We start from the raw sequence: 20,188 nt of genomic DNA on the forward strand, positions 1-20,188 counted from the left end.
AGTCTACGCCCGGCCTGAGACGACCGGCAACCAAATCGTGTTCTGTTATCGGCACGGGGCAGCGCGAGATGAGTGCTTTCGGGAAGGATCTTTCGCTGGGGTAGCGGGCTGCGACCGGTGGCGGCTGACGCCGTTCGCGCTGCGCGTTAGCAACGACACGTCTCACCCTGGATTGACTTCGCTAACGGCGAAGCCGCTAACCGCGAAGCGGCTACCGGACGAAGCCCGCTAACGCGAAGCGCCGCTCCCAACTATCATGTTCTTTATGCCGCGCAGCCTTACGACCCCCAGCCTCAAAGACTTCCAGAAGCTGGCCCGCACCCATTCGCTCGTTCCTGTCAGCCGCACAGTCGCGGCCGATCTCGAGACCCCCGTGTCGGCCTTCCTCAAGGTCGCCTCGGTCGAGCCCGAGGCCTTCCTGCTGGAGTCGGTCGAAGGCGGCGAGCATGTGGGCCGCTACACCTTCATCGGCATCCGCCCCTACCGCACGCTCACGGCGCGGGGCGGCGAAGTCACACTCACCGAAGGCCGCCGCAAGAAGATCTACAAAGCCGACATCTTCACCGAGCTCAAGCGCGCCCTCAGCGGCGAGACGCCTGCCCGCCTGCCCGGCCTGCCGCCCTTCACCGCCGGCGCCGTCGGCTTCTTCTCCTACGACGTCGTCCGCCTCATCGAGAAGCTGCCCACCCACGCCGTCGACGAGCTCCACGCACCCGACGCACATCTCATGTTCTTCGACGAGGTGCTGGCCTTCGACCACGTCCGCAAGCAGATTCACCTGATGGTGACCGCCGGCGCCCGCAAGCCGTTTGAGCTTCCGGGTGCCCCATCCGTACCGACAGGTTCATCGTCGGGACGGGTGGGTGCGAAAGACTACGCCTCCGCCAACCGCCGCCTCGATCGCCTGGAGAAGATGCTCAACGCGGCACTCCCCAAGCCGAAGCGCAAGCCCTCCGCGAAGCTCGGCGCGCTGAAGCTGACCGCGCGCACGAAGCCCGCGCAGTTCCTCAAGGCCGTCGAGAAGACCAAGAACTACATCACCGCCGGCGACATCTTCCAGTGCGTGCTCTCGCAGCGCTTCGACTGCACCCCTGGCGTCGACGCCTTCGACGTCTATCGTTCGCTCCGCATCGTGAACCCGAGCCCGTATCTGTACTTCCTGCGCTTCAATGTTCCGGGATCGGCTCGAGAACCGAATGCCAGCGCAAGGGTTCAGGGCTCAGGGTCCAGGGCGCAGAAGACGGTTCGTGGCAAGGCGCAGTCTGAACCCTTGGCCCTGAACCCTGGGCCCTTGCACATCGTTGGCTCCTCGCCCGAGATGCTCGTCCGCGTCTCTTCCAACGGCAAGATCGAGTACCGCCCCATCGCCGGCACGCGCCCGCGCGGTGCGGATGAGATGCTCGACCGAGAGATGGAGGCCGGGCTCCGCGCCGACGCCAAGGAGATCGCCGAGCACGTCATGCTGGTCGACCTCGGTCGCAACGACGTTGGCCGCGTCAGCGAGTACGGGTCGGTACGCGTGAAGGACCTGATGTTCGTCGAGCGCTACAGCCACGTCATGCACCTGGTCTCCGCGCTCGAAGGCACGCTGCGCAAGGACCTCGCACCCATCGACGCCTTCAAGGCCTGCTTCCCCGCAGGCACGCTCTCCGGCGCACCCAAGATCCGCGCCATGGAGATCATCGACGAGCTCGAACCCGCCCGCCGCGGCGTCTACGGCGGAGCCATCTTCTACGCCGACTTCGCCGGAAACTTAGACAGCTGCATCGCCATCCGCACGCTCTTCATGGACGGCGAAGAAGGCCACATCCAGGCCGGCGCCGGCATCGTCGCCGACTCCGTGCCGCAGAAGGAACACGAAGAGTGCCGCAACAAGGCGGCGGCGGTAGTGAGAGCCATCGAACGCGCACGGGCGATGTAGTCGGCAGACGAAGTATGATCCTCGGATGACAGCTCGCTATCTCAGATATCTACCTTTGTGTGTTGCGATGGTGGCTCCGGCCCAGCATCTGACTCCCGACAAGCAGAAAATTGTGGAGGCTGCCCGTGCACACTATTACTCATTGCCCGATCACGGCTTTGACGGTCTCAGCTGCTCCGTATCGTTCGATTGGTCAACTTTTCCCTGGGGTGGAAGCTCTCCGGAACAGCAGGCGAATCTCAAGCAGACGAAGTTCCTTGTCACCATTGACGGGCAGGGGCGCTCGCAGGTAACGGCGCAGCCACCTGACGGCCCGGCCACCGTGCAGCCTCAGGGAGCGGCAGGTTTGGCCCGGGCCCTTGTTGCCGGTGTGTTCCTAACTTGGCCGACAAAAGGCCTCTTCGGCCCAATACCTCCTTTCAATACCGAGGTGGGAGATGCGGCCGCAGTTCCTGAAGGCTTTCGATTCACCTTGGCGGTTCCAGGTGGGCCGGTTACGGTCATCACAGACAAGGACTACCTGGCCTCGGAGGTCAGGAGCTTTCACGACGAAGTCGATGAACATCCTGTCTACTCCGCTATGCCCGAGGGGCTGGTCTATACAGCGAATCAAGCGGTGACGAAGAACCCGGACGGAACGCAGTCGGAGATAGCGTTTGAGCTGAATACACAGGTTCTATCCGGGCTGCGCGTCCCTTCTTCCGTGCACCTTCGCATCAATCGGAGTATTGATGTGCACTACTCGCTTGAGAATTGTGCCGTTAAGAAGACTGCGGTGGTGAAAGTGTTGCCTCCCAAATAGGATTGCGGCCTAGGAAACCATAGCCTCAGCCGCCTGAGCTTTGTTCTTCCTCCGCAAAATCCCCGCCGACACCAGCGTCATCACCACCCCCACCGGCAGCGGCTCCAGGAACGTCATCAGCACGTTCATCACCGGGTTGCTGTAGAGCTGCTTCATCTTCTCCATCTCCGCCATCTTTGCCTGGATCTGCGCTGCCGTCTCGCCGGCGTCCTGCGCCTTCTTCAGCATGTAGGCGGCGTAGTCGTCCATGTAGTGCGGCATGAAGTTGTGGTAGATCACCTCCCACGTCGCCACGTAGAAGACGCAGGTGAACACCATGATGAGCCCGCCGATGGCCACGCCGCGGCCAAAGCTGACCTCGCCTCCGCCTACCGTGTCCCGATAGCTCCGGATGCCGAAGTAGACCAGCAGGAACGACGCGACCATCGTGGCGTAGCCCACGTACATCGCGTGGCCCTGGCCAATCTGTTTGCCAAACACCGTCGCGAGCGCCATCAGGCAGGCCATCACGCCGCCCGAGATCAGGCCATAGGTCAGAACAATCTTTTTCATCGGTGAAGCTCCTGTTGCGCGGCAAGCCCATCAAGGCAGCCTGCGCTTTGGGTGGAATGCCTCCACCATCGCGGCGCACCGCCCCGGATGTCGTCATCCTTTCGCATGATTTTGCCCTGAAACAGTGACTAAGGCGAAGAAATCATCGTTTCGTATGACAGGATGGCGTCGCGCGAACGGGGACTATGGCAGCAGCCCCATCTCCTTGCCCATCTGCACGGCCTGCGTTCGCCGCTTGGCCCCGAGCTTGTCGAACGCCCGGCTGCAGTGCGTCTTCACGGTGTTCTCGCTCACGAACAGCCGCTCCGCGATCTCGCGATTGCTCAGCCCCTCGGCCACCAGTGCGAGGATCTCCATCTCGCGCGGCGTAATCGCCAGCGCCTCGCGCCGAGCCTCATCCATAACAAATGGGACGTTCGGTTCCGCAGCGACCATCACCTCACGCACCTCAATCTCGCGGACCACGACCTCCCGGACCACCGGCTTCGCTCTCGCTGTCAGCCGCTGGCCGAGCCAGATGCCGAAGGCCGCGAAGAGTGCAGCCACGACCGCGCCGTAGATCTCCACCGAGTGCTCGAGGACGAGGAAGTGGTACTCGCTCCACACCAGTGCCAGGACCAAAGCGCCGCCAATGAGCCCGAAGATGAGTACGTGACGCAGCATAGGATTGCCTGCAGCTTACCGGATCGCCCGCCCTCCCATCGCGGCGGGACAGAATTCCTGCCGCGCTTTACCATCACAAGAGTTTCCCCAGGCCTCGCCGATGAGATTCTTCGTTGCTCAGGGCAGTACAGAGTTGGAAATACATTCCATATCTATTGAATGGACAACCGGTGGAAGTAAACACGATCATCACCGTGAACTTTAATATGACCCAGTCACTCTGATCGGACTGCGATCCGGCAGACCTCTCCAGGAGAAGATTCGATGAAGTCCTTCGGTTATGCAGCCCAGTCCAAGACCTCCGCTCTTGCCCCATGGCACTTCGAGCGTCGCGAGCCCAAGCCCGATGACGTCGTCGTGCAGATCGACTACTGTGGGATCTGTCATTCGGATATTCACCAGGCGCGTGGCGAGTGGGGCGCGGAGATCTTCCCCATGGTTCCGGGGCATGAGATCACCGGCCACGTGATCGCGGTCGGCTCGGACGTGACGCGCTTCAAGGTCGGCGATCGCGCGGCCGTGGGCGTCATCGTCGAGAGCTGCCTGCACTGCGAGAACTGCAAGGCGTCGCTCGAGAACTACTGCTCCGATGGTGGCCCGCGCGACACCTACAACGCGAAGCTGCGCGACGGCTCACCCACCTACGGTGGATACTCTGACATCATCGTGACGCCCGAGCACTTCGTGCACACGCTGCAGCCGCATGTCGATATGGCCGCGACCGCGCCGCTGCTCTGCGCAGGCATCACGACCTACTCACCGTTGCGGCATTGGCTCTTCAACTGCGCGAAGAAGGACGTCAAGGAGATGAAGGTCGGCGTCGTCGGTCTGGGCGGACTCGGTCACCTGGGCCTCAAGTTCTCGCACGCCTTCGGAGCGCATACGGTGCAGTTCACCACGTCTGAGAGCAAGGTTGAAGACGCGAAGAAGCTCGGAGCAGACGAGGTCATCATCACGAAGGACCCCGCGCAGATGGCGAAGCATGCCGGCAGCTTCGACTTCATCCTCGACTGCGTCTCCGCCCCGCACGATATGAACGCGTACCTGAGCCTCATCAAGCTGGACGGCACGCTGTGCCTGGTGGGCATCCCGGAGCAGCCGCTCTCGGTGCATCCGTTCTCGCTGCTCGCCAACCGCCGTTCGCTGGCTGGCTCGGGCATCGGCGGTATGAAGGAGACCCAGGAGATGCTCGACTTCTGCGCCGAAAAGGGCATTGGCGCAGACATCGAGATGACCACCTACGACCAGCTGAACGAAGCCTACGAGCGCGTGGTCAAGGGCGACGTGAAGTACCGTTTCGTGCTGGACAACACGGCGCTGCGGCAGGCGTAGTGCGCTATGTGAGCGACCGGTCGTTGTGCTCCTCGCGCACGACGACCCGTTCGCCTACCTTCACGTAGCCCTTCTTGTGGAACCACTGCTCGATCGCACACTCAAGGTGCTCGAGCGGCACGCGGTGCCCAACCTCCATCCGGCCGTCGCCCACCGGCAACGTATCGTCGAAGACCTTGTCGTTGGTGAAGTTGCGCATGGCGAAGGTGTCGATCCATGCGACCGGGGCTGGTGTGGATGTTCCGTTACTCGTGATGCACTCGACTGTGACCTTGCGGGCAAACATAGGGGTACCCTCGTCTTCCACGCTGCGAGACCCGTCCGGTGAGGGGTTAACTCAGCGATACCGCTCTTCGAAACCCAAAGCACGAACCTCTAGACCCAAAGCACAAACATCGGCGTAGGAGCTGCGACGACACGTGGCGTCTCGCTCAGCTTTCCAGTGGCAGAATCCCGGTGATAGATCGATACCGTAGCCCCGGCTCCGCTGTCGGCTGCTCCCTGGTTGGTGCAGGCGAGCCACCGCTCTGTGGGGTCCAGGGCGAAGTACCGAGGTATCCGGCCTCCCGAGCTCACACGCTGCAGCTCGGTCAGATCGCCCTCCCGTCCGACGGCATACACAGTAATCTCATCCACGCCGCGTGAGCAAGCGTAGACGAAGCGGCCGTCCCGGCTCACCTGAATCTCGCAGCCACTGTTGCCTGCCAGTCCCGTTCCGGGCTTCAGCGTGAAGACGACGCTGCCCGGACGCAGCGTCGCTGTGGCCTTCCCTTCGGCGACCTTCCAGTCGTAGATGTCGAGGGTGCAGTCCAGCTCGTGAGCCACGTAAAACCACCTGCCCGAGGGATGAAACGCGATGTGGCGCGGTCCCGAGCCGGTTCTTGCGGCCACACGCTGCGGTGTGCTGGTGATGGCGGCTCCGGAGTGGTGGAGCGGAAAGATCTCAATGGCGTCATCGCCCAGGTCGCAGACCAGGACGAAGTCGTTGCCCGGCGCGACCACCGCGCAGTGCAGGTGCGGAGCGTTCTGGCGATCTTTCACCGGACCCAGCGGGCCGCAGGCTGCCGCATCGACGCCCTGGCAGGCGAGCGTGCCGCCAACCGGGCCGATCTTGCCGTCGGCCTCAAGGTGATACGCCGCAAAGGCGCCGCCCCCGTAGTCGGCGACGAAGAGTTGCTTGCCGGTGTGATCGATCCCCAGCGCGCAGGGCCCAGCCCCATGGGAGTCCACCCGGTTGATCGGCGTCAGCCCACCTTTGGCGGCGTCCAGGCGGAAGCTGGAGATACCGCCGACCGGCGTGGTGGACTCGTTCACCGTGTAGACCACCGGCAGGTGCGGGTGGCGGACGAAGAAGTTGGGGCGCTCGGATTCCACTGCGAGCTCGATCGAGCCAAGTTCGCCCGTCGAGGCATTCCAGCTGGCGCGGTAGATCCCTTTGCCTGTATCGGTACCGAGAAGAACCCACTTTGGGGTCGGCCCAACCTGTAGACCCTTCGCCATGCCACGCATCGCCAGCGGCATCGCCGCCGCGCCGACCAGGAACTTCCGCCGTGTCCACATTTCAGTCTGCATACGGGTGCCAGTCTACGGGAACGGATGCGGTTGAAGAATGGCAACGGGCGGGAAATGGAATCCAGTGTCCAACCGCGTGCTTCGGGAGCACGTCAGTGCTGATGTGCGGTCGCCGACTGCTGGCGGATCCAGCGCATCGCGTCGGCGCGAACCCGCTCGTAGCTGGGCTCGGCTCCCATGTAGGGCCGGACGATCCCATGTGCCTGCCCTGTATACCAGTTGAGCGCGAAGTCGCGGATGGCCGGGGCTGCAGCGCCGGCCTGCGGCGTGTCAGGGCCGCCCGGGTGCCCGACCATCGCAGCGGCGGCCGATGCGGACTCCAGCGAAAGGAAGGCCTGGACCCGGCCATCGGGCGAGAAGCGTTCGAAGTTGTAACGCGTCAGCGAGCGTCCGGAGGGTTCGTCGTAGGCCCGCACAATCCAGTGCTGCCCTGCGACGTTGAAGCTGTCGATCACATCGCTCTCGCGGGCAGAGATACCCTCGGCTCCACGCTGTCGCGCGTCGTGCAGGATCGCGCGCTCGCGGTCGAACTCCTCCCACCGCCCCAGCGCAGCTTCAACGACGACGAGGTTCTTGTGCGCCAGCCACATCTGCGGCTGCTTCGCGACGATCGCCCGGTAGCCGACCTCGGCGTCATCGTATTCATGCAGCCCAAGCTCGGCATCGGCCTTGCCCAGCTGCGCCTCTACGCTCTCGGGATGTGCGGCGGCGAATGCAGAAAACTGCCGCTTCGCTTCGACAAAGTGCTTCTGTGCAAGCTGCTGGCGAGCCGCCTTCAGCAGCGGGTCAGTATTCACATGCGTGGGAAGCGACTGGGCCTGCGCAACGGTCGCCGCCGCAAGCACCACCATGGTTCGCCCCTGCGGCCAGAACGTCTTTCCTTCAAACATCCGCTACCGATCCCTCTTTCGTTTGACGCTTTCGAGCCCTGCAAGTCCTGCTGCCGCTATCAGGATGAGCACCCCCACGGACATCGCTTCGGGGTGCTGGCTGGCCATTTGTTGCGGTGCGGCGCGAGGAGCGAAGCTGGGGTTGGGCTGCTCCTGGTCCAGCTGGGCATACGCCGCGTGGGTCGAGGGAGCGAAGTGGCGAGCGTAGTCGTATGCCGCCGCCGCGATTGATGCGTCTCCGTAAAACATCGTGTAGTGCTCGCCGGGAGAAGCGTCGAAGCACAAGCTCCGACGCCGCATCTCCAGCGCCACCGAGGCAATCGGAGGCGGTGCCTTCGAACCGTTGTGGATCCGCACCACGACTTGTGCCGAGGACCCCAGCGTCGCTCCCAGCGTAGCCGGAAAGTCCAGGGACTCGTAGTGAATCGCCGGGGCTTCCTCGACACCCGGTCGTTGCAGGAAGGCGATGCTGCCGCCCAGGCTCTCGTCCGCGCTTGGTTCGCCCTTGCTGTTTCCTGTTCCCGCTGCAGCCGTGAGAGTGACCGCCCGCAGAAAGCTGGCGTGCGCGCGCGGCTCCAGCATGAAGCGAACATGTTCGACGGGAACGTGCTCCGGGACTACAGGCAGCCGCAGCACCGTATCCTGCCCGTCCTGCTCCGGGGCACCGGACTGCGCGACCGTCGTGTAAAGCACCTGCGCCTCGCGGCTGGGAGGGACGTTCGCTCCCGCGATCATCGCCGGAGTCACGCGAGGCATCAGATGGCCGTCCGGCTGAACCATGCGTATCGACACATGCAGCAGCGGATAGCTCGCTTCTGCGAGCGCAAGTGTGGTCGACCTTGGCAGTTGCTCCTTCGAGAGATCGAAGAGCAGGAAGCTGCCCAACGGGGTGCCGGGGTCCGAAGCACTGCGACGTCCCAGCACGTGAGCGATGCCCACGAACTCCGGGGCGTCGAGCTTCAGCGCGACCGCGGAGTAGGCGCGCGCGGGCATCGCAAGGTCGAAGCTCAGGTCGCTGCCGTGGACGGCGACGTTGCCCACACCGGCGGTCGCGTCCTCGCCCGGCTGGGTGTCGCTTTCACTCATCGCGTAGGGCACCTCGCGGAGCGCGCCCAGGCTCGGAACAGCAGCGGCGCCTGCAAAGATCCGCACATCCCGGGCTGAGGACTCGGCGGCATGGGCGTAGACCGCCGCGTCCAGCACCAGGCACGCCTGCCCCTGCTCGCCCGCTGGAAGGGAGATCTCCCGCTCGAAGCGGAAGTGCGTGGGCGCCACCGTCGGCGCATGGTTGTTCGAGGCCATCTGCCAAACCAGCAACGTCGCCAGAAACCGGGGCAGGCTCACGCGGTCCTCCTCGATCGAGGGGCCACGGCGTCGCAACTCGTCTGGCGCAGGCGGCGGGATACGGCCATCAGCCCAATCTACCGCCTTTCTGTGCTCCCCCGGATGCGGAAAGGGGTGATGCCGAAAGTACTGCCGCTGAGTCCCCGGACCAGTGTCCGGGACTCCCGTTTCTTATACCCTCAACACCATGGGGCAGGACACGGCGATCGCGGGGCTGCAGGTACTCATCATCGAGGATGATGTGGTGGTCCGCGAGCTGCTCGAGATGTTGCTGCCCATGGAAGGGCATTCCATCCTCTCCGCAGCAAGCGCAGCAGAAGGTCTGGCACTGCTTGAGCAGCACAAGACCGGGATCAACGTCGTTCTCTGCGACCTTCATCTTCCCGATATGGGTCCGGCTGAGCTGGGCTCACGGCTGCGTGCAATATGTCCTCCGTCAGTGCTGCTCATCGGCATGAGCGCGACACAGGCCACGACGGTCGAGCTCCAGTCCTTCGACGATTTCCTGTTGAAGCCCTTTCAGCCCGGAGAATTGACTGCCGCTGTCGTCGCTGCAAAGGTGAGGGACGGATCTTCGGCACACCTGCCGCACGCGGCGGCCGATTCCGTGACGGGAGGCGCCTCAGTCTCCGAAGAGGTTGGCCTCGAAATAGAAGCCGCAGACCGCGCGGCAACTCCCGCGCTCGATGAAGCGATCTTCGCGACGCTCTCGGCGACTTTGCCTGGCCCGCAGCTGCTCGAGCTCTACAACCTGACGGTGCAGGACGTTGCCCAGCGCGTGGAACGAATGAGCGCCGCGCGCGCTTCCGGAGACCTGGATCTCTATCGTCGCGAAGCCCACGCGATCAAGGGCGGCTGTGGCATGGTCGGTGCGGTCGAACTGCGCGATCTTGCGACACTTGCAGAAGGGGGTGCCCCGGAATGCACCCCTCCGATTGAGGATTTCATGCGAGCCTGCGCGCGGCTGCGGCGTATGCTGAACGTGAGATTGACCTGATAGACAGGCCGTTTTCTGGGACGGAGAACCTCCACGAATGGCGACAGATTTCCGTAAACCCGCTCCGCAGGCTGGTTCCGCCAGCAGCTCGACTCCGCCGATGATGCGTACCGCCGGAACCATCCGCATTGTCGTGGCCGACGATCACCCCGTCGTGCGCTTTGGCGTGAAGAACATGCTCCAGAGCGAGCCCGGCTTCGAGGTGGTAGGCGAGGCGGAAGATGGCGACGTCGCCATCACGCAGACGCTCGAGCTCGAGCCCGACATCCTTCTGCTGGACCTCGCGATGCCGCGCCTGCCGGGCCTGGAAGCGATGCGAGCCATCATGTCGCGCTCGCCGCGGGTGAAGATCATCCTGTTGACGAGCACGATCAGCACGCAGCAGGTCATCGAGGCGCTGCAGATCGGCGCCCGCGGTATCGTGCTCAAGGACTCGGTCGCCGACGACCTGACGGAGTCGCTGAAGGCTGTGCTGTCCGGCGATTACTGGATCGGTGGACAGCGCGTCGCCAACCTTCTGGCTGCGCTGCATGAGTTGATGCAGCAGGCTGCTGCGGTGCCGGAGCGCAAGACCTATGGTCTGACGCCTCGCGAGCTCGAAGTCGTCACCTGTATCGTCGAGGGTTGCTCGAACAAGGACATTGCGAAGCAGTTCTCCATCTCGGAGGAGACGGTGAAGCGGCACCTGTCGAATGTGTTCGACAAGACGGGGGTCAGCACTCGCCTGGAGCTGGCGCTATTTGCGATCAGCCACAAGCTGGTGGACCTCGACGCGTAGCGATCAGTTTGCCTGCAAGCTTCACACCAAGGCCGCCGCGAGGCGGCCTTGGTGCTGTCTGGGTTACCGTCCCAATACAATGAAGGCATGAGTGAAGTGATGCACGACGTCCTTGTGATCGGAGCCGGACCCACGGGGCTGGCCTGCGCGATCGATGCGCAGAATGTTGGCTGCAGCGTGGCGGTTGTGGACAAGGGATGTCTCACCAACTCGCTGTTTCACTATCCGGCGAACATGACGTTCTTCACCACGCCGGAGCTGCTGGAGATCGGCAACATTCCGTTTCCGTCACCGAACCAGAAGCCTTCGCGCGGCGAGGCGCTGGAGTACTACCGCAAGGTCGCGGAGCGCTATAAGCTCGAGCTGCACCTGTACGAGACGGTGAAGCGGGTGAGCGGTACGGATGGCGACTTCACCGTGCACACCGAGGATGAGTTCGGCCGGGCGCGGGAGCATCGCGCGCGCAAACTCATCGTGACGACGGGCTACTACGACCTGCCGAATCCGCTCGATGTGCCGGGGGAAGAGCTGTCCAAGGTGATGCACTACTACAACGAGCCGCATCCGTACTTTGGGCGCGATGTGCTGGTGGTGGGCGGCAAGAACTCGGCGGCGATCGCGGCGCTGGAGCTGTATCGGCATGGAGCGCGGGTGACCTTGGTGCATCGTGGAGCCGCGCTGCATCGGCACATCAAGTACTGGATCAAGCCGGACATTGAGAACCGCATCAAGAACGGCGAGGTTGCGGCGTACTTCAACACGACGGTCAAGTCGATTGGCTACGACGAGGTGGTGCTATCTACGCCCGATGGAGAGAAGACGATTGCGAATCAGCACGTCTTCGCGCTCACGGGATACAAGCCGGACTTCACCTTCATCGAGTCGATGGGGATCACGCTGGACCCGAACAACTCGCGCTGCCCGATCTACAACACGGAGACGTTTGAGTCGAACGTGGCGGGGATTTATGTGGCGGGCGTTGTTGTCGCAGGTGAGCGGACGAACGAGGTGTTCATCGAGAACGGGCGCTTCCATGGCGCGGTGATCGCGAAGGACCTGGCGGACAAGCTGGGCAAGGCGAGCGTGGCGAAGCCGGTGAAGCCGGAGCATACGTACGCGGCGGAGTGAGCGCGCTGCTCGCGTTAGTGCCTGCGGCGTAAGCGAGGCTTGCGGAGACGTCCGCTAACGCCCAGCGCTAACGATGCAGTCGCTGCCGGCCGAAGGCCGCTGACGCGAAGCGCTGCCCTAACTGATTACTCTGCGCCGGAAGCCGTCGCAGCCGATCTTCAACAGCAGCGCTAAAAAGATGCAGAGCATCAGCAGGATGAGGCCCTGGTTCATGTGGCCGAGTGCGGGCGTCAGCGCGGCGCGTAGGCCCTCACTGATGTACACGATGGGGTTGATGAGCACGCCGTACTGCAGCACGGGGTTGAAGCGCAGGGCGATCCAAGGGTAGTAGACGCAGCCCAGGAAGGTGATGGGCATGACGACGACGCCGAAGATGAGGCCGATCTGCTTGGGTGGGACGAGGGTGCCGATGGTGAGCCCCAGGGCACCGGAGAGCAGGCTGGCGAGCACCACTACTGCGATGAGGAAGGGCCAGCTGGTGACGTGGGCTTCGACCTTGGTGGATGGCACGTAGTAGGCCATCGGGAAGACGACGCAGGCGGCGAAGATGGACTGCACCGCGCTGAAGATGACCTTCTCCAGGGCGACGGCGGTGACGGGCAGCGGGCACATGACGCGGTCGTCGATCTCGCGGGTGATGCCGAACTCCTGCGCGAGGGGAAGGGCGACGGCGGCGATGCCGGAGAACATGATGGCGACGGCGATGAGGCCGGGCAGCAGCACGGTGGAGAAGTTGGCGCCGGCGCCGGCGGCCATGCGGGCCGTGGGGTTGAGTGCGGCGCCTTCCATGTGCGGCATGATGTACGTGAAGACGAAGAGGAAGAGCAGCGGGTTCATGCAGACGCGGATGAGGAAGGGGCCGATCTCGCGGCGCAGGACGTAGAGATCGCGCAGGAGCAGGCCGCCGAAGGCGCGCGTGTAGCTGGTAAAGGGGGATACCGAATTCACAGGGGAAACGGTTGGGTTACTCACGGAGGTCTCTCCCGGTCAGCTTGATGAACACGGCTTCGAGGGAAGCCTCGGAGGTGGCGACGTCGCGGAGGCCGTACTCGCTGGCCATGCCGACGATGTGTGCGAGCAGGCCGTCGCGGGCGTGGGCTACGACGCGGAGGCCTTCGTCGGTGGGCTCGACGGTGGTGACGCCATCGAGCGAGCGGAGCAGTGCGGCGAGTGCTTCGCTGCGCTGCGGATGATCGAGCTTCAGCTCGTAGATCTTTTCACCGCCGAGCGAGCCCTTGAGTGCAGCGGGTGTGTCTTCGACGAGGATGCGGCCGTGGTCGATGATGGCGAGGCGGTCGCAGAGGGCGTCGGCCTCTTCCATGTAGTGGGTGGTGAGGACGACGGTGATGCCGTGCTCGCGGAGGCCTTTGACGGCCTCCCACATGGCGATGCGGCTCTGCGGATCGAGGCCTGCGGAGGGCTCGTCGAGGAAGAGGACGCGGGGGCGGTGGGCGATGGCGCGGGCGATCTGGACACGCTGGGCGAGGCCGCCGGAGAGCTGCTGCGGATAGGCCGTGGCGCGGTCGGTGAGGCGGAACTGGTCGAGCAGCTCGGCGGTGCGGGCCTTGGCGTCGGCGCTGGAGAAGCCGAAGTAGCGACAGTGGAAGCTGATGTTCTCCGCGATGGTGCAGGAGCGATCGAGCGTGTTGTACTGCGGCACCACGCCGATGACGCGGCGGGCGATTGCGGGATGCGCGCCGACGTCCGTGCCCGCGATGTGCACCGTGCCTGCCGTGGGAATCGCACGGGTTGTGGCGATGGAGATGGTGGTGGTCTTGCCGGCGCCGTTGGGGCCGAGCAGGCCGTAGATCTCGCGGTCCTCGACGTGGAGATCGATGTCATCGATTGCGATGACGGGGGTTTTGCCGGGATAGACCTTGCGGAGCCCGGTGATGTCGACGATGGTCTCTGCCAAGGGAAGCCTCAGCGGTGATTATAGTGAGTCCGTCGATGTGCGCTGACGGCGCGGGTGTACGCTGAAATCTCCAGGAGGTGTGTGATGGCGACAGCAAACATGACTTCTGTGGACGTTCCCCTCGTAACCGTCGAAGAGTATCTGCATACGGTGTATTCGCCCGACGTCGACTATGTTGACGGCCGGCTTGAGGATAGAAACGTGGGTGAGTTCGATCATTCCAGTATCCAGTCGATCCTGATCGTGATCTTTGGAACGCATCAGAAGGATTGGGGCGTTAAGGTCTTGCCAGAGCTCCGGACCCAGACGAACGAGGCACGTTATCGCGTTCCCGATCTGCTGATTATCCCGACAGGTATCCCGCGCGAACAGATCATCCGCACTCCGCCACTTCTCTGCATTGAGATCCTCTCGCCTGAAGACCGGTGGAGCCGTCTCGAACGGAAGATCCAGGACTTTTTCACCATGGGCGTTCCTGTGGTTTGGGTCTTCGATCCCGAACAGCGGGTCGTTACGGTTCTGGAGCGCTCCGGGACGCGTCGAGAGTTGCGGGATGGGGTGCTGGGGCTGGAGGGAACGCCGGTGGCGGTTCCGGTTGTCGAAGTCTTTGCCGTGCTGGACGAGTAGCGCTTTTCGCTGAAGACCGAATTGACCGAACATCGATCCGGCAGGCTGCGCGGCGACTACACGGGCGTACACGTGCGGGCCTATCATGTTGGGCATGACGACGATTCAGCAGGACGACCTGATCGAGAGCATTCGCGCGGCGTTGCAGTACATCAGCTTCTATCACCCGGTGGATTACATCGAGAACCTGGCGCGGGCTTATGAGCTCGAGCAGTCGCCTTCCGCGAAGGATGCGATGAAGCAGATCCTGGTGAACTCGCGCATGTGCGCGGAGGGACATCGGCCGATCTGCCAGGACACGGGCATCGTCACGATCTTTATCAAGTTGGGGCTGGAGTGTCATCTGCTGAAGGGCGAAGGCCCGGCGACGATGTCGCTGCAGGAGATGTGCGACCAGGGCGTGCGTGAGGCCTGGCTGGACCCGGATAACAAGCTGCGCGGCAGCATTCTTGCCGACCCGGCGTTCAGTCGCAAGAACACCAAGGACAACACGCCGTGCGTGGTGGAGGTATCGCTGGTCCCGGGCAACAAGGTGGATGTGACGGTGGCGGCCAAGGGCGGTGGCAGCGAAGCGAAGTCGAAGTTCGTGATGCTGAATCCTTCGGACTCGATTGTGGATTGGGTGCTGAAGACGGTGCCCACGATGGGTGCGGGATGGTGTCCTCCGGGCATCCTTGGCATCGGCATTGGCGGCACGGCGGAGAAGGCGATGCTGCTTGCCAAGCAGAGTCTCATGGACGACATCGACATGCAGGAGCTCAAGGCCCGAGGTGCGAAGACGAACATAGAGAAGATGCGCGTCGAGATCTACGACAAGGTAAACGCGCTGGGTATTGGCGCGCAGGGACTCGGCGGCCTCACGACCGTGCTGGATGTGAAGATCTACGACTACCCGACGCATGCGGCGAATCTTCCGGTGGCGATGATTCCGAACTGTGCGGCGACGCGGCATGCGCACTTTGTTCTGGATGGTTCGGGCGCGGTGTATCTCGATCCTCCGAATCTGGATAAGTGGCCGAAGCTGACTTACGACGTGAGCGGAGGCAAGCGTGTGAACCTCGATACGTTGACGCGGGAAGAGATTAAGACCTGGAAGCCGGGTGAGGTCCTGCTGCTCAACGGCAAGCTGGTGACAGGTCGCGATGCCGCGCACAAGCGCATGACGGACATGCTGAACAAGGGCGAGAAGCTTCCCGTGGATCTTACCAATCGCGTGATCTATTACGTTGGTCCGGTCGATCCGGTGCACAGCGAGGTGGTTGGCCCGGCAGGGCCCACGACCGCGACGCGCATGGATAAGTTCACGCGGCAGATGCTTGAGCAGACGGGCCTCATCGGCATGGTGGGCAAGGCCGAGCGTGGTGTAGCAGCGATCGATGCGATTCGCGACAACGAAGCGGTGTATCTCATTGCTATCGGCGGTGCAGCGTATCTCGTGTCGAAGGCCATCAAGGGTTCGAAGCTGCTGGCCTTCGGCGACCTTGGCATGGAGGCGATCTACGAGTTCGATGTCGTCGATATGCCTGTGACCGTCGCGGTCGACTCAAAGGGCCAGAGCGTGCACATCACGGGTCCGGAAGAATGGAAGGAAAAGATCGCGCACAGCATGGAAGTAGCTGGCGTGCCGATTCTTGGCCAGTAATTAGGTCGTAGATAGGTAGTGTTTACGCGGCTTTGAGCATTGCTGGCGAGAAAGAGTTGCCTCGTTTCCAGTAATGCAACAAGGCCGCGTTTCCTTATTCGGTTGCCTGTAAAGTCTATTTATTTCGCGGGCACCTTTTGCGTTTCCGCTCCCATCACAACCCTTGTACGCCTTCATTGGCGTGAGGCGAGTGTGCCGCGTCTGTTCTGCGCCAACGCCGAAGCGGTAAGCAATCAGGAGATCGAAAACATCATGAACACGTGGAAGAAGACAACATCCGCATTCTCGTTTGCGGTCGTAAGTGCCGGCCTATGCCTCAGCGCGACCGCGCAGGTGCCGAACCCAACCGCGGTCGCACCCGGTGCGCAGTCGGCTGAGGTGATGGCTTCGGGCCCGAATGGGACCTACATCTATCACGTGAAGGTCGTCGAGCGTCAGCTCGATGCCGTGAACTTTCTCAATCGCAGCGGCGCAACGAAGATCGGCTTCATGGGAACCGAACTCATGCCCAATGCGCGTGGCGAAGCAAAGGTCGAATCGGTCACAGGCAAGTCGAAGATCTCGATGCGGATATCTGGACTTACTCCTGCGAACGGCTTCGGTCCTGAGTACCTGACCTATGTCCTTTGGGCGATCTCGCCCGACGGCCATCCGCAGAACCTTGGTGAGCTCGAACTCGCCGGCGACAAGGCGAACCTCGACGTATCGAGCTCCTTCCAGTCCTTCGGCATGATCATCACCGCTGAGCCCTACTACGCGGTCTCACAGCCGAGCGATGTGGTGGTAGCGAAGGGCGTCATCCTCGACAAGACACAGGGCGTCCTCGAGCAGGTGAATGCGCACTACCAGCTGCTGCCGCGCGGCATCTACGCTCCGACAGATGGCTCTCACTCGGTCTTCAACCCCATTACCGATCGCGAGCACTATCCGCTCGCCCTGTATGAGGCACACAACGCCGAGCGCATCGCGATGATGGCTGGCGCTGATCGTTATGCCGGCGACATCATGCAGGAAGTGAAGACCGACATCAACAATGCGGACGCGATGCAGGCCAACCCGCACCGCGACGTGCACATGATCTTCACCGATGCGCGTCAGGCAATACAGCGCGCTGAAGATGCCCGAATCGTCTCGCTGCGCAAGGAAGCTCAGCTTCGCGAGCAGCAGAATCAGAACGAGAAGGTAGCAGCACAGCAGGAAGCGCAGGAAGCGAACGCAAACGCAGCGAACGCTCAGGCGCAGGCTGACGCGGCTGCGGCTGCCAAGGCCAAGGCCGATGCTGACCGTGAGCGCGCAGAGGCAGAAGCGGCAAACGCTCGCGCCCAGGCTGCGGCTGCTCAGCAGCAGGCACAGGCCAGCCAGCAGAGCGCGGAAGAAGCTCGCGAGAAGCTGAAGTCGCAGCTCAACGCTGTGCTCCAGACGACCGAGAGCGCACGTGGCCTCATTGTGAACATGAACGACGTGCTCTTCGACACCGGCAAGTTCACACTGAAGTCGGATGCGCAGGTTCGCCTCGCGAAGATCTCCACGATCCTCGAGCTGTACCCGAACCTCAAGGTGCAGGTGGAAGGCTACACGGACTCCACGGGAACGCCGGCGTTCAACCAGACGCTCAGCGAGAACCGTGCCGACACCGTGAAGAACTTCCTCGTCCAGAACGGTGTGCCCCAGCCTAACGTTTCAGCGCAGGGCTTTGGTGCGACGAACTTCGTCGCCGACAACGCGACCGTCCAGGGTCGCCAGCAGAACCGCCGGGTGAACCTGGTGGTCTCGGGTGCGTCCATCGGCGTAAGCGGCGATGCCGCTTCCAGCCAGCAGCAGTAAGCCGCAGCACAACTTCTACAACCAGACTGCTAAGAGGCAGTTCACGGGCATACCGCCCGTGGATTGCCTCTTTGCTTTGCGGCAGATTTTCCAGTGCTCTTAGCTCCGGGCTCGCGCGCTGCGCAGCTTTCAGGCAAGATGAAGTTCGGGAACGAATCGGCTATACAAGACTGCAGGAGACATAGGTCCGTGGGCATTTCTCTCAGAGACAAGATTGTGTTTGTGACCGGCGCGAGCAGTGGCATCGGTGCCGCGACGGCGCTGGAGTTTGCGAAGCTTGGAGCGAAGCTGCTCGTCTGTGCGCGCAGGCTGGACAAGCTCAAGGAGCTCGAGCCGCAGCTTCGGGAGGCGGGAGCTGCCGACGTTCTCTGCTTCGAGCTCGACGTGCGCGATCGCGATGAGGTGGAGTGCACGCTGAAGACGCTGCCCGCCGGCTGGAGCGACATCGAGGTTCTGGTGAACAATGCCGGGCTCGCCCGCGGCCTCAAGAAGCTCTACGAGGACGACATCGAGAACTGGGAAGAGATGATCGACACCAACGTGAAGGGGCTGCTCTACGTTACCCGCACGGTGGTCAGCGGGATGATCGCCCGCAGCCGCGGCCACGTCATCAACCTGGGCTCCATCGCCGGGCACAACGCCTACGCCAACGGCGCGGTTTACTGTGCGACCAAGGCGGCGGAGCGCTTCATCACCGACGGACTTCGCATCGACGTGAATGGGACCCCGATACGCGTCAGCACGGTCGACCCCGGCATGGTGAAGACGGATTTCAGCCGCATTCGCTTTCGTGGGGATGAGGAGCGTGCCGGAAAGACCTATGAGAACGTCGATCCGCTGTTGCCCGAGGATGTGGCGGACGTCATCGTCTTCGTCGCAACACGGCCGGAGCATGTTGTGCTCCAGCAAATCGTGATGACGCCGGTAGCGCAGGCGAATCCGTTTACGCTGACGAGGAAGAGCTAGGGGAAGCGCGACTTTGTCGCGTTCGCTGCTGCGCAGGTAGCGGCTTCGCCGTTAGCGCCTGCGGCGTTAGGCCTGGCAGGTCGTGTAGATATTGCAATCAAGAGCTAACCGCGAAGCGGCTGACGGCCGAAGGCGCTCCAGCGCAGCGCTAACCCGAAGGGCTGCTCTTAGAGCTTCACCGACCAGCCCAACTGCTCCAGCTCGTACTCGATGGACTTGAGTGCTGTCTCGAGGGCGCTGCGGCGGTGGGGGCTGGCGGTGCGCTCGCTCAATACGCGCTCGCGCTGCAGCTCCAGGGTCTGAATCTTGCGCTTGAGCTCGGCTTCGGCGCGACGGGCGACTGAGTGATCTTCCGGTTTGACACCTTGCGAGGACGGTTGCTCAGGCATGAGACCATTCTACGCCCAACCATCAAAGAACGAAGGGGATGCCGTTGCGGCATCCCCTCCCTGTAGGTTCGTTTCGCGGAGCCCGCTACTTCTGGTGACCGAAGCGGTACAGTACACCCGCGTTGAAGCCGAAGTGGCTCTGGATCGAGCTCGATGAGGAAGTACCCGGCGCGTTGCTGAACAACGTCGCCTGGTAGACCGGCGTAAAGCGGAAGGCCAGGTTCGGCTGGAAGTTGTAATCGACATTCCCGCTCACCGAGAACGCCGGACGGACGCCGTCCTGCCACAGGCCCAGCTGGTAGCCGTAAAGCCCCTTCGCGCCGCCGGAGAAGATGCCGTCGGCCACGCCGCCCACACCCTGCACGGAGACTGCGACCTTCTCCTTGGCGTAGACGCGATAGCCTGCGCCGCCCTGGAAGAAGTACTCGTTGATCTGCGGGTTATAAACGCCGTAAATGTTGTTCGGGACCTTGGCATTGCCAAAGGCGCCGCTGGCAGCGCCAACGACAAAGAGCTTGGGATTGAGGAAGTAGTTGGTCGAAACCGCCCACGTGACCTCGTTGTTGCGCTGCAGGGACTGCCCGGAGCGGTAGCGCAGCCAGCCACCACCGCCGAAGACCTCCCAGCGGTGCGTGTAGGTGTCCTCGATGGTGCGCTGAATGCGCGCCTGGCGGCTCGCGTTGGTCTCGTGACGGGCCACGTGCCCCTTCGGGGTGGTGCTGCTCTGGGCCGTCGCAGCGAGAGAGGGAATCAGGAGCGCAGCCAGGGATACAACTGTCAGGCGCGCGGTATTGCTCAAGGACTTGCGGGCAAACATCAGAATCGAAACTCCTGCGGGTGGGGACA

At 62.9% G+C, this 20,188-nt stretch carries 21 protein-coding genes; 11 read left to right on the plus strand and 10 right to left on the minus strand.

Annotated elements, in window-relative coordinates; genetic code table 11:
* Window positions 1-265 precede the first annotated feature (265 nt).
* Window positions 266-1,921 carry an anthranilate synthase component I family protein gene (locus C4S68_RS07235; RefSeq protein ID WP_103932761.1) on the plus strand — a complete coding sequence of 552 codons (1,656 nt, stop codon included), beginning with the start codon at window positions 266-268 and terminating at the stop codon, window positions 1,919-1,921.
* A gap of 25 nt (window positions 1,922-1,946) precedes the next feature.
* A complete protein-coding gene (locus C4S68_RS07240) occupies window positions 1,947-2,723 on the plus strand; it encodes a DUF2076 domain-containing protein (protein WP_146072057.1) in 777 nt (258 codons plus the stop codon).
* A 9-nt stretch (window positions 2,724-2,732) separates the two neighbouring features.
* Here C4S68_RS07240 and C4S68_RS07245 read toward each other — a convergent pair whose 3' ends face one another.
* Entirely contained in the window at window positions 2,733-3,275 is a 543-nt protein-coding gene (locus C4S68_RS07245) for a DUF4199 domain-containing protein (protein WP_103932393.1), read from the minus strand.
* A gap of 183 nt (window positions 3,276-3,458) precedes the next feature.
* Entirely contained in the window at window positions 3,459-3,938 is a 480-nt protein-coding gene (locus tag C4S68_RS07250) for a helix-turn-helix transcriptional regulator (RefSeq protein WP_103932394.1), read from the minus strand.
* A gap of 113 nt (window positions 3,939-4,051) precedes the next feature.
* On the opposite strand from C4S68_RS07250, the gene C4S68_RS23790 reads away from it, so the two are divergent.
* Both C4S68_RS23790 and C4S68_RS07255 read left to right on the plus strand, forming a co-directional pair.
* The gene (locus tag C4S68_RS23790; protein ID WP_146072058.1) at window positions 4,052-4,162 is read left to right on the plus strand and encodes an energy transducer TonB; all 111 of its coding nucleotides are present in this window, start codon (window positions 4,052-4,054) and stop codon (window positions 4,160-4,162) included.
* A 40-nt stretch (window positions 4,163-4,202) separates the two neighbouring features.
* Window positions 4,203-5,270 (plus strand): NAD(P)-dependent alcohol dehydrogenase, encoded by a 1,068-nt coding sequence (locus tag C4S68_RS07255; RefSeq protein ID WP_103932395.1) that lies wholly within the window; start codon window positions 4,203-4,205, stop codon window positions 5,268-5,270.
* A 4-nt stretch (window positions 5,271-5,274) separates the two neighbouring features.
* Here the strand turns inward: C4S68_RS07255 and C4S68_RS07260 are convergent, their stop codons facing one another.
* From C4S68_RS07260 to C4S68_RS07275, 4 genes are all read right to left on the minus strand, one after another.
* Window positions 5,275-5,556, minus strand: a complete 282-nt coding sequence (locus tag C4S68_RS07260) for a hypothetical protein (protein ID WP_103932396.1) — start codon at window positions 5,554-5,556, stop codon at window positions 5,275-5,277.
* A gap of 89 nt (window positions 5,557-5,645) precedes the next feature.
* The gene (locus C4S68_RS07265) at window positions 5,646-6,842 is read right to left on the minus strand and encodes a lactonase family protein (RefSeq protein ID WP_103932397.1); all 1,197 of its coding nucleotides are present in this window, start codon (window positions 6,840-6,842) and stop codon (window positions 5,646-5,648) included.
* 92 nt (window positions 6,843-6,934) lie between these two features.
* Complete coding sequence (locus C4S68_RS07270; protein WP_103932398.1) at window positions 6,935-7,732, minus strand: tetratricopeptide repeat protein; 798 nt, start codon at window positions 7,730-7,732, stop codon at window positions 6,935-6,937.
* Between the two features lie 3 nt (window positions 7,733-7,735).
* Complete coding sequence (locus C4S68_RS07275) at window positions 7,736-9,076, minus strand: hypothetical protein (protein WP_103932399.1); 1,341 nt, start codon at window positions 9,074-9,076, stop codon at window positions 7,736-7,738.
* A gap of 151 nt (window positions 9,077-9,227) precedes the next feature.
* Here C4S68_RS07275 and C4S68_RS07280 point away from each other — a divergent pair, with 151 nt between their 5' ends.
* The 3 genes from C4S68_RS07280 (at window position 9,228) to C4S68_RS07290 (ending at window position 11,979) form a co-directional block, all read left to right on the plus strand.
* A complete protein-coding gene (locus tag C4S68_RS07280; protein ID WP_146072059.1) occupies window positions 9,228-10,073 on the plus strand; it encodes a response regulator in 846 nt (281 codons plus the stop codon).
* 100 nt (window positions 10,074-10,173) lie between these two features.
* A complete protein-coding gene (locus tag C4S68_RS07285; RefSeq protein ID WP_103932762.1) occupies window positions 10,174-10,851 on the plus strand; it encodes a response regulator in 678 nt (225 codons plus the stop codon).
* 87 nt (window positions 10,852-10,938) lie between these two features.
* Window positions 10,939-11,979 (plus strand): YpdA family putative bacillithiol disulfide reductase, encoded by a 1,041-nt coding sequence (locus tag C4S68_RS07290; protein WP_103932401.1) that lies wholly within the window; start codon window positions 10,939-10,941, stop codon window positions 11,977-11,979.
* A gap of 117 nt (window positions 11,980-12,096) precedes the next feature.
* Here C4S68_RS07290 and C4S68_RS07295 read toward each other — a convergent pair whose 3' ends face one another.
* Together C4S68_RS07295 and C4S68_RS07300 are read right to left on the minus strand one after the other, a co-directional pair.
* Window positions 12,097-12,951, minus strand: a complete 855-nt coding sequence (locus C4S68_RS07295) for an ABC transporter permease (RefSeq protein WP_103932402.1) — start codon at window positions 12,949-12,951, stop codon at window positions 12,097-12,099.
* Window positions 12,944-13,894, minus strand: a complete 951-nt coding sequence (locus C4S68_RS07300; protein ID WP_103932403.1) for an ABC transporter ATP-binding protein — start codon at window positions 13,892-13,894, stop codon at window positions 12,944-12,946. The genes C4S68_RS07295 and C4S68_RS07300 overlap by 8 nt, the downstream gene beginning before the upstream one ends.
* Window positions 13,895-13,978: 84 nt before the next feature.
* Here C4S68_RS07300 and C4S68_RS07305 point away from each other — a divergent pair, with 84 nt between their 5' ends.
* From C4S68_RS07305 to C4S68_RS07320, 4 genes are all read left to right on the plus strand, one after another.
* Complete coding sequence (locus tag C4S68_RS07305) at window positions 13,979-14,521, plus strand: Uma2 family endonuclease (RefSeq protein WP_103932404.1); 543 nt, start codon at window positions 13,979-13,981, stop codon at window positions 14,519-14,521.
* Window positions 14,522-14,615: 94 nt separating this feature from the next.
* Window positions 14,616-16,163: a fumarate hydratase gene (locus C4S68_RS07310; protein ID WP_103932405.1), complete on the plus strand. Its 1,548-nt coding sequence runs from the start codon at window positions 14,616-14,618 to the stop codon at window positions 16,161-16,163.
* 192 nt (window positions 16,164-16,355) lie between these two features.
* On the plus strand, window positions 16,356-17,987 hold the full coding sequence (locus tag C4S68_RS07315) for an OmpA family protein (protein WP_235011438.1): 1,632 nt from the start codon (window positions 16,356-16,358) through the stop codon (window positions 17,985-17,987).
* Window positions 17,988-18,176: 189 nt separating this feature from the next.
* A complete protein-coding gene (locus C4S68_RS07320) occupies window positions 18,177-18,953 on the plus strand; it encodes an SDR family NAD(P)-dependent oxidoreductase (RefSeq protein WP_235011439.1) in 777 nt (258 codons plus the stop codon).
* Between the two features lie 167 nt (window positions 18,954-19,120).
* On the opposite strand, the gene C4S68_RS07325 is transcribed toward C4S68_RS07320, so the two are convergent.
* Together C4S68_RS07325 and C4S68_RS07330 are read right to left on the minus strand one after the other, a co-directional pair.
* Window positions 19,121-19,342, minus strand: coding sequence for a hypothetical protein (locus C4S68_RS07325; RefSeq protein WP_103932406.1), 222 nt, complete (start codon window positions 19,340-19,342; stop codon window positions 19,121-19,123).
* An 85-nt stretch (window positions 19,343-19,427) separates the two neighbouring features.
* Entirely contained in the window at window positions 19,428-20,159 is a 732-nt protein-coding gene (locus C4S68_RS07330) for a hypothetical protein (RefSeq protein ID WP_103932407.1), read from the minus strand.
* Window positions 20,160-20,188: the final 29 nt, after the last annotated feature.

It is taken from the genome of Bryocella elongata (assembly GCF_900108185.1).
GTDB lineage: Bacteria > Acidobacteriota > Terriglobia > Terriglobales > Acidobacteriaceae > Granulicella > Granulicella elongata.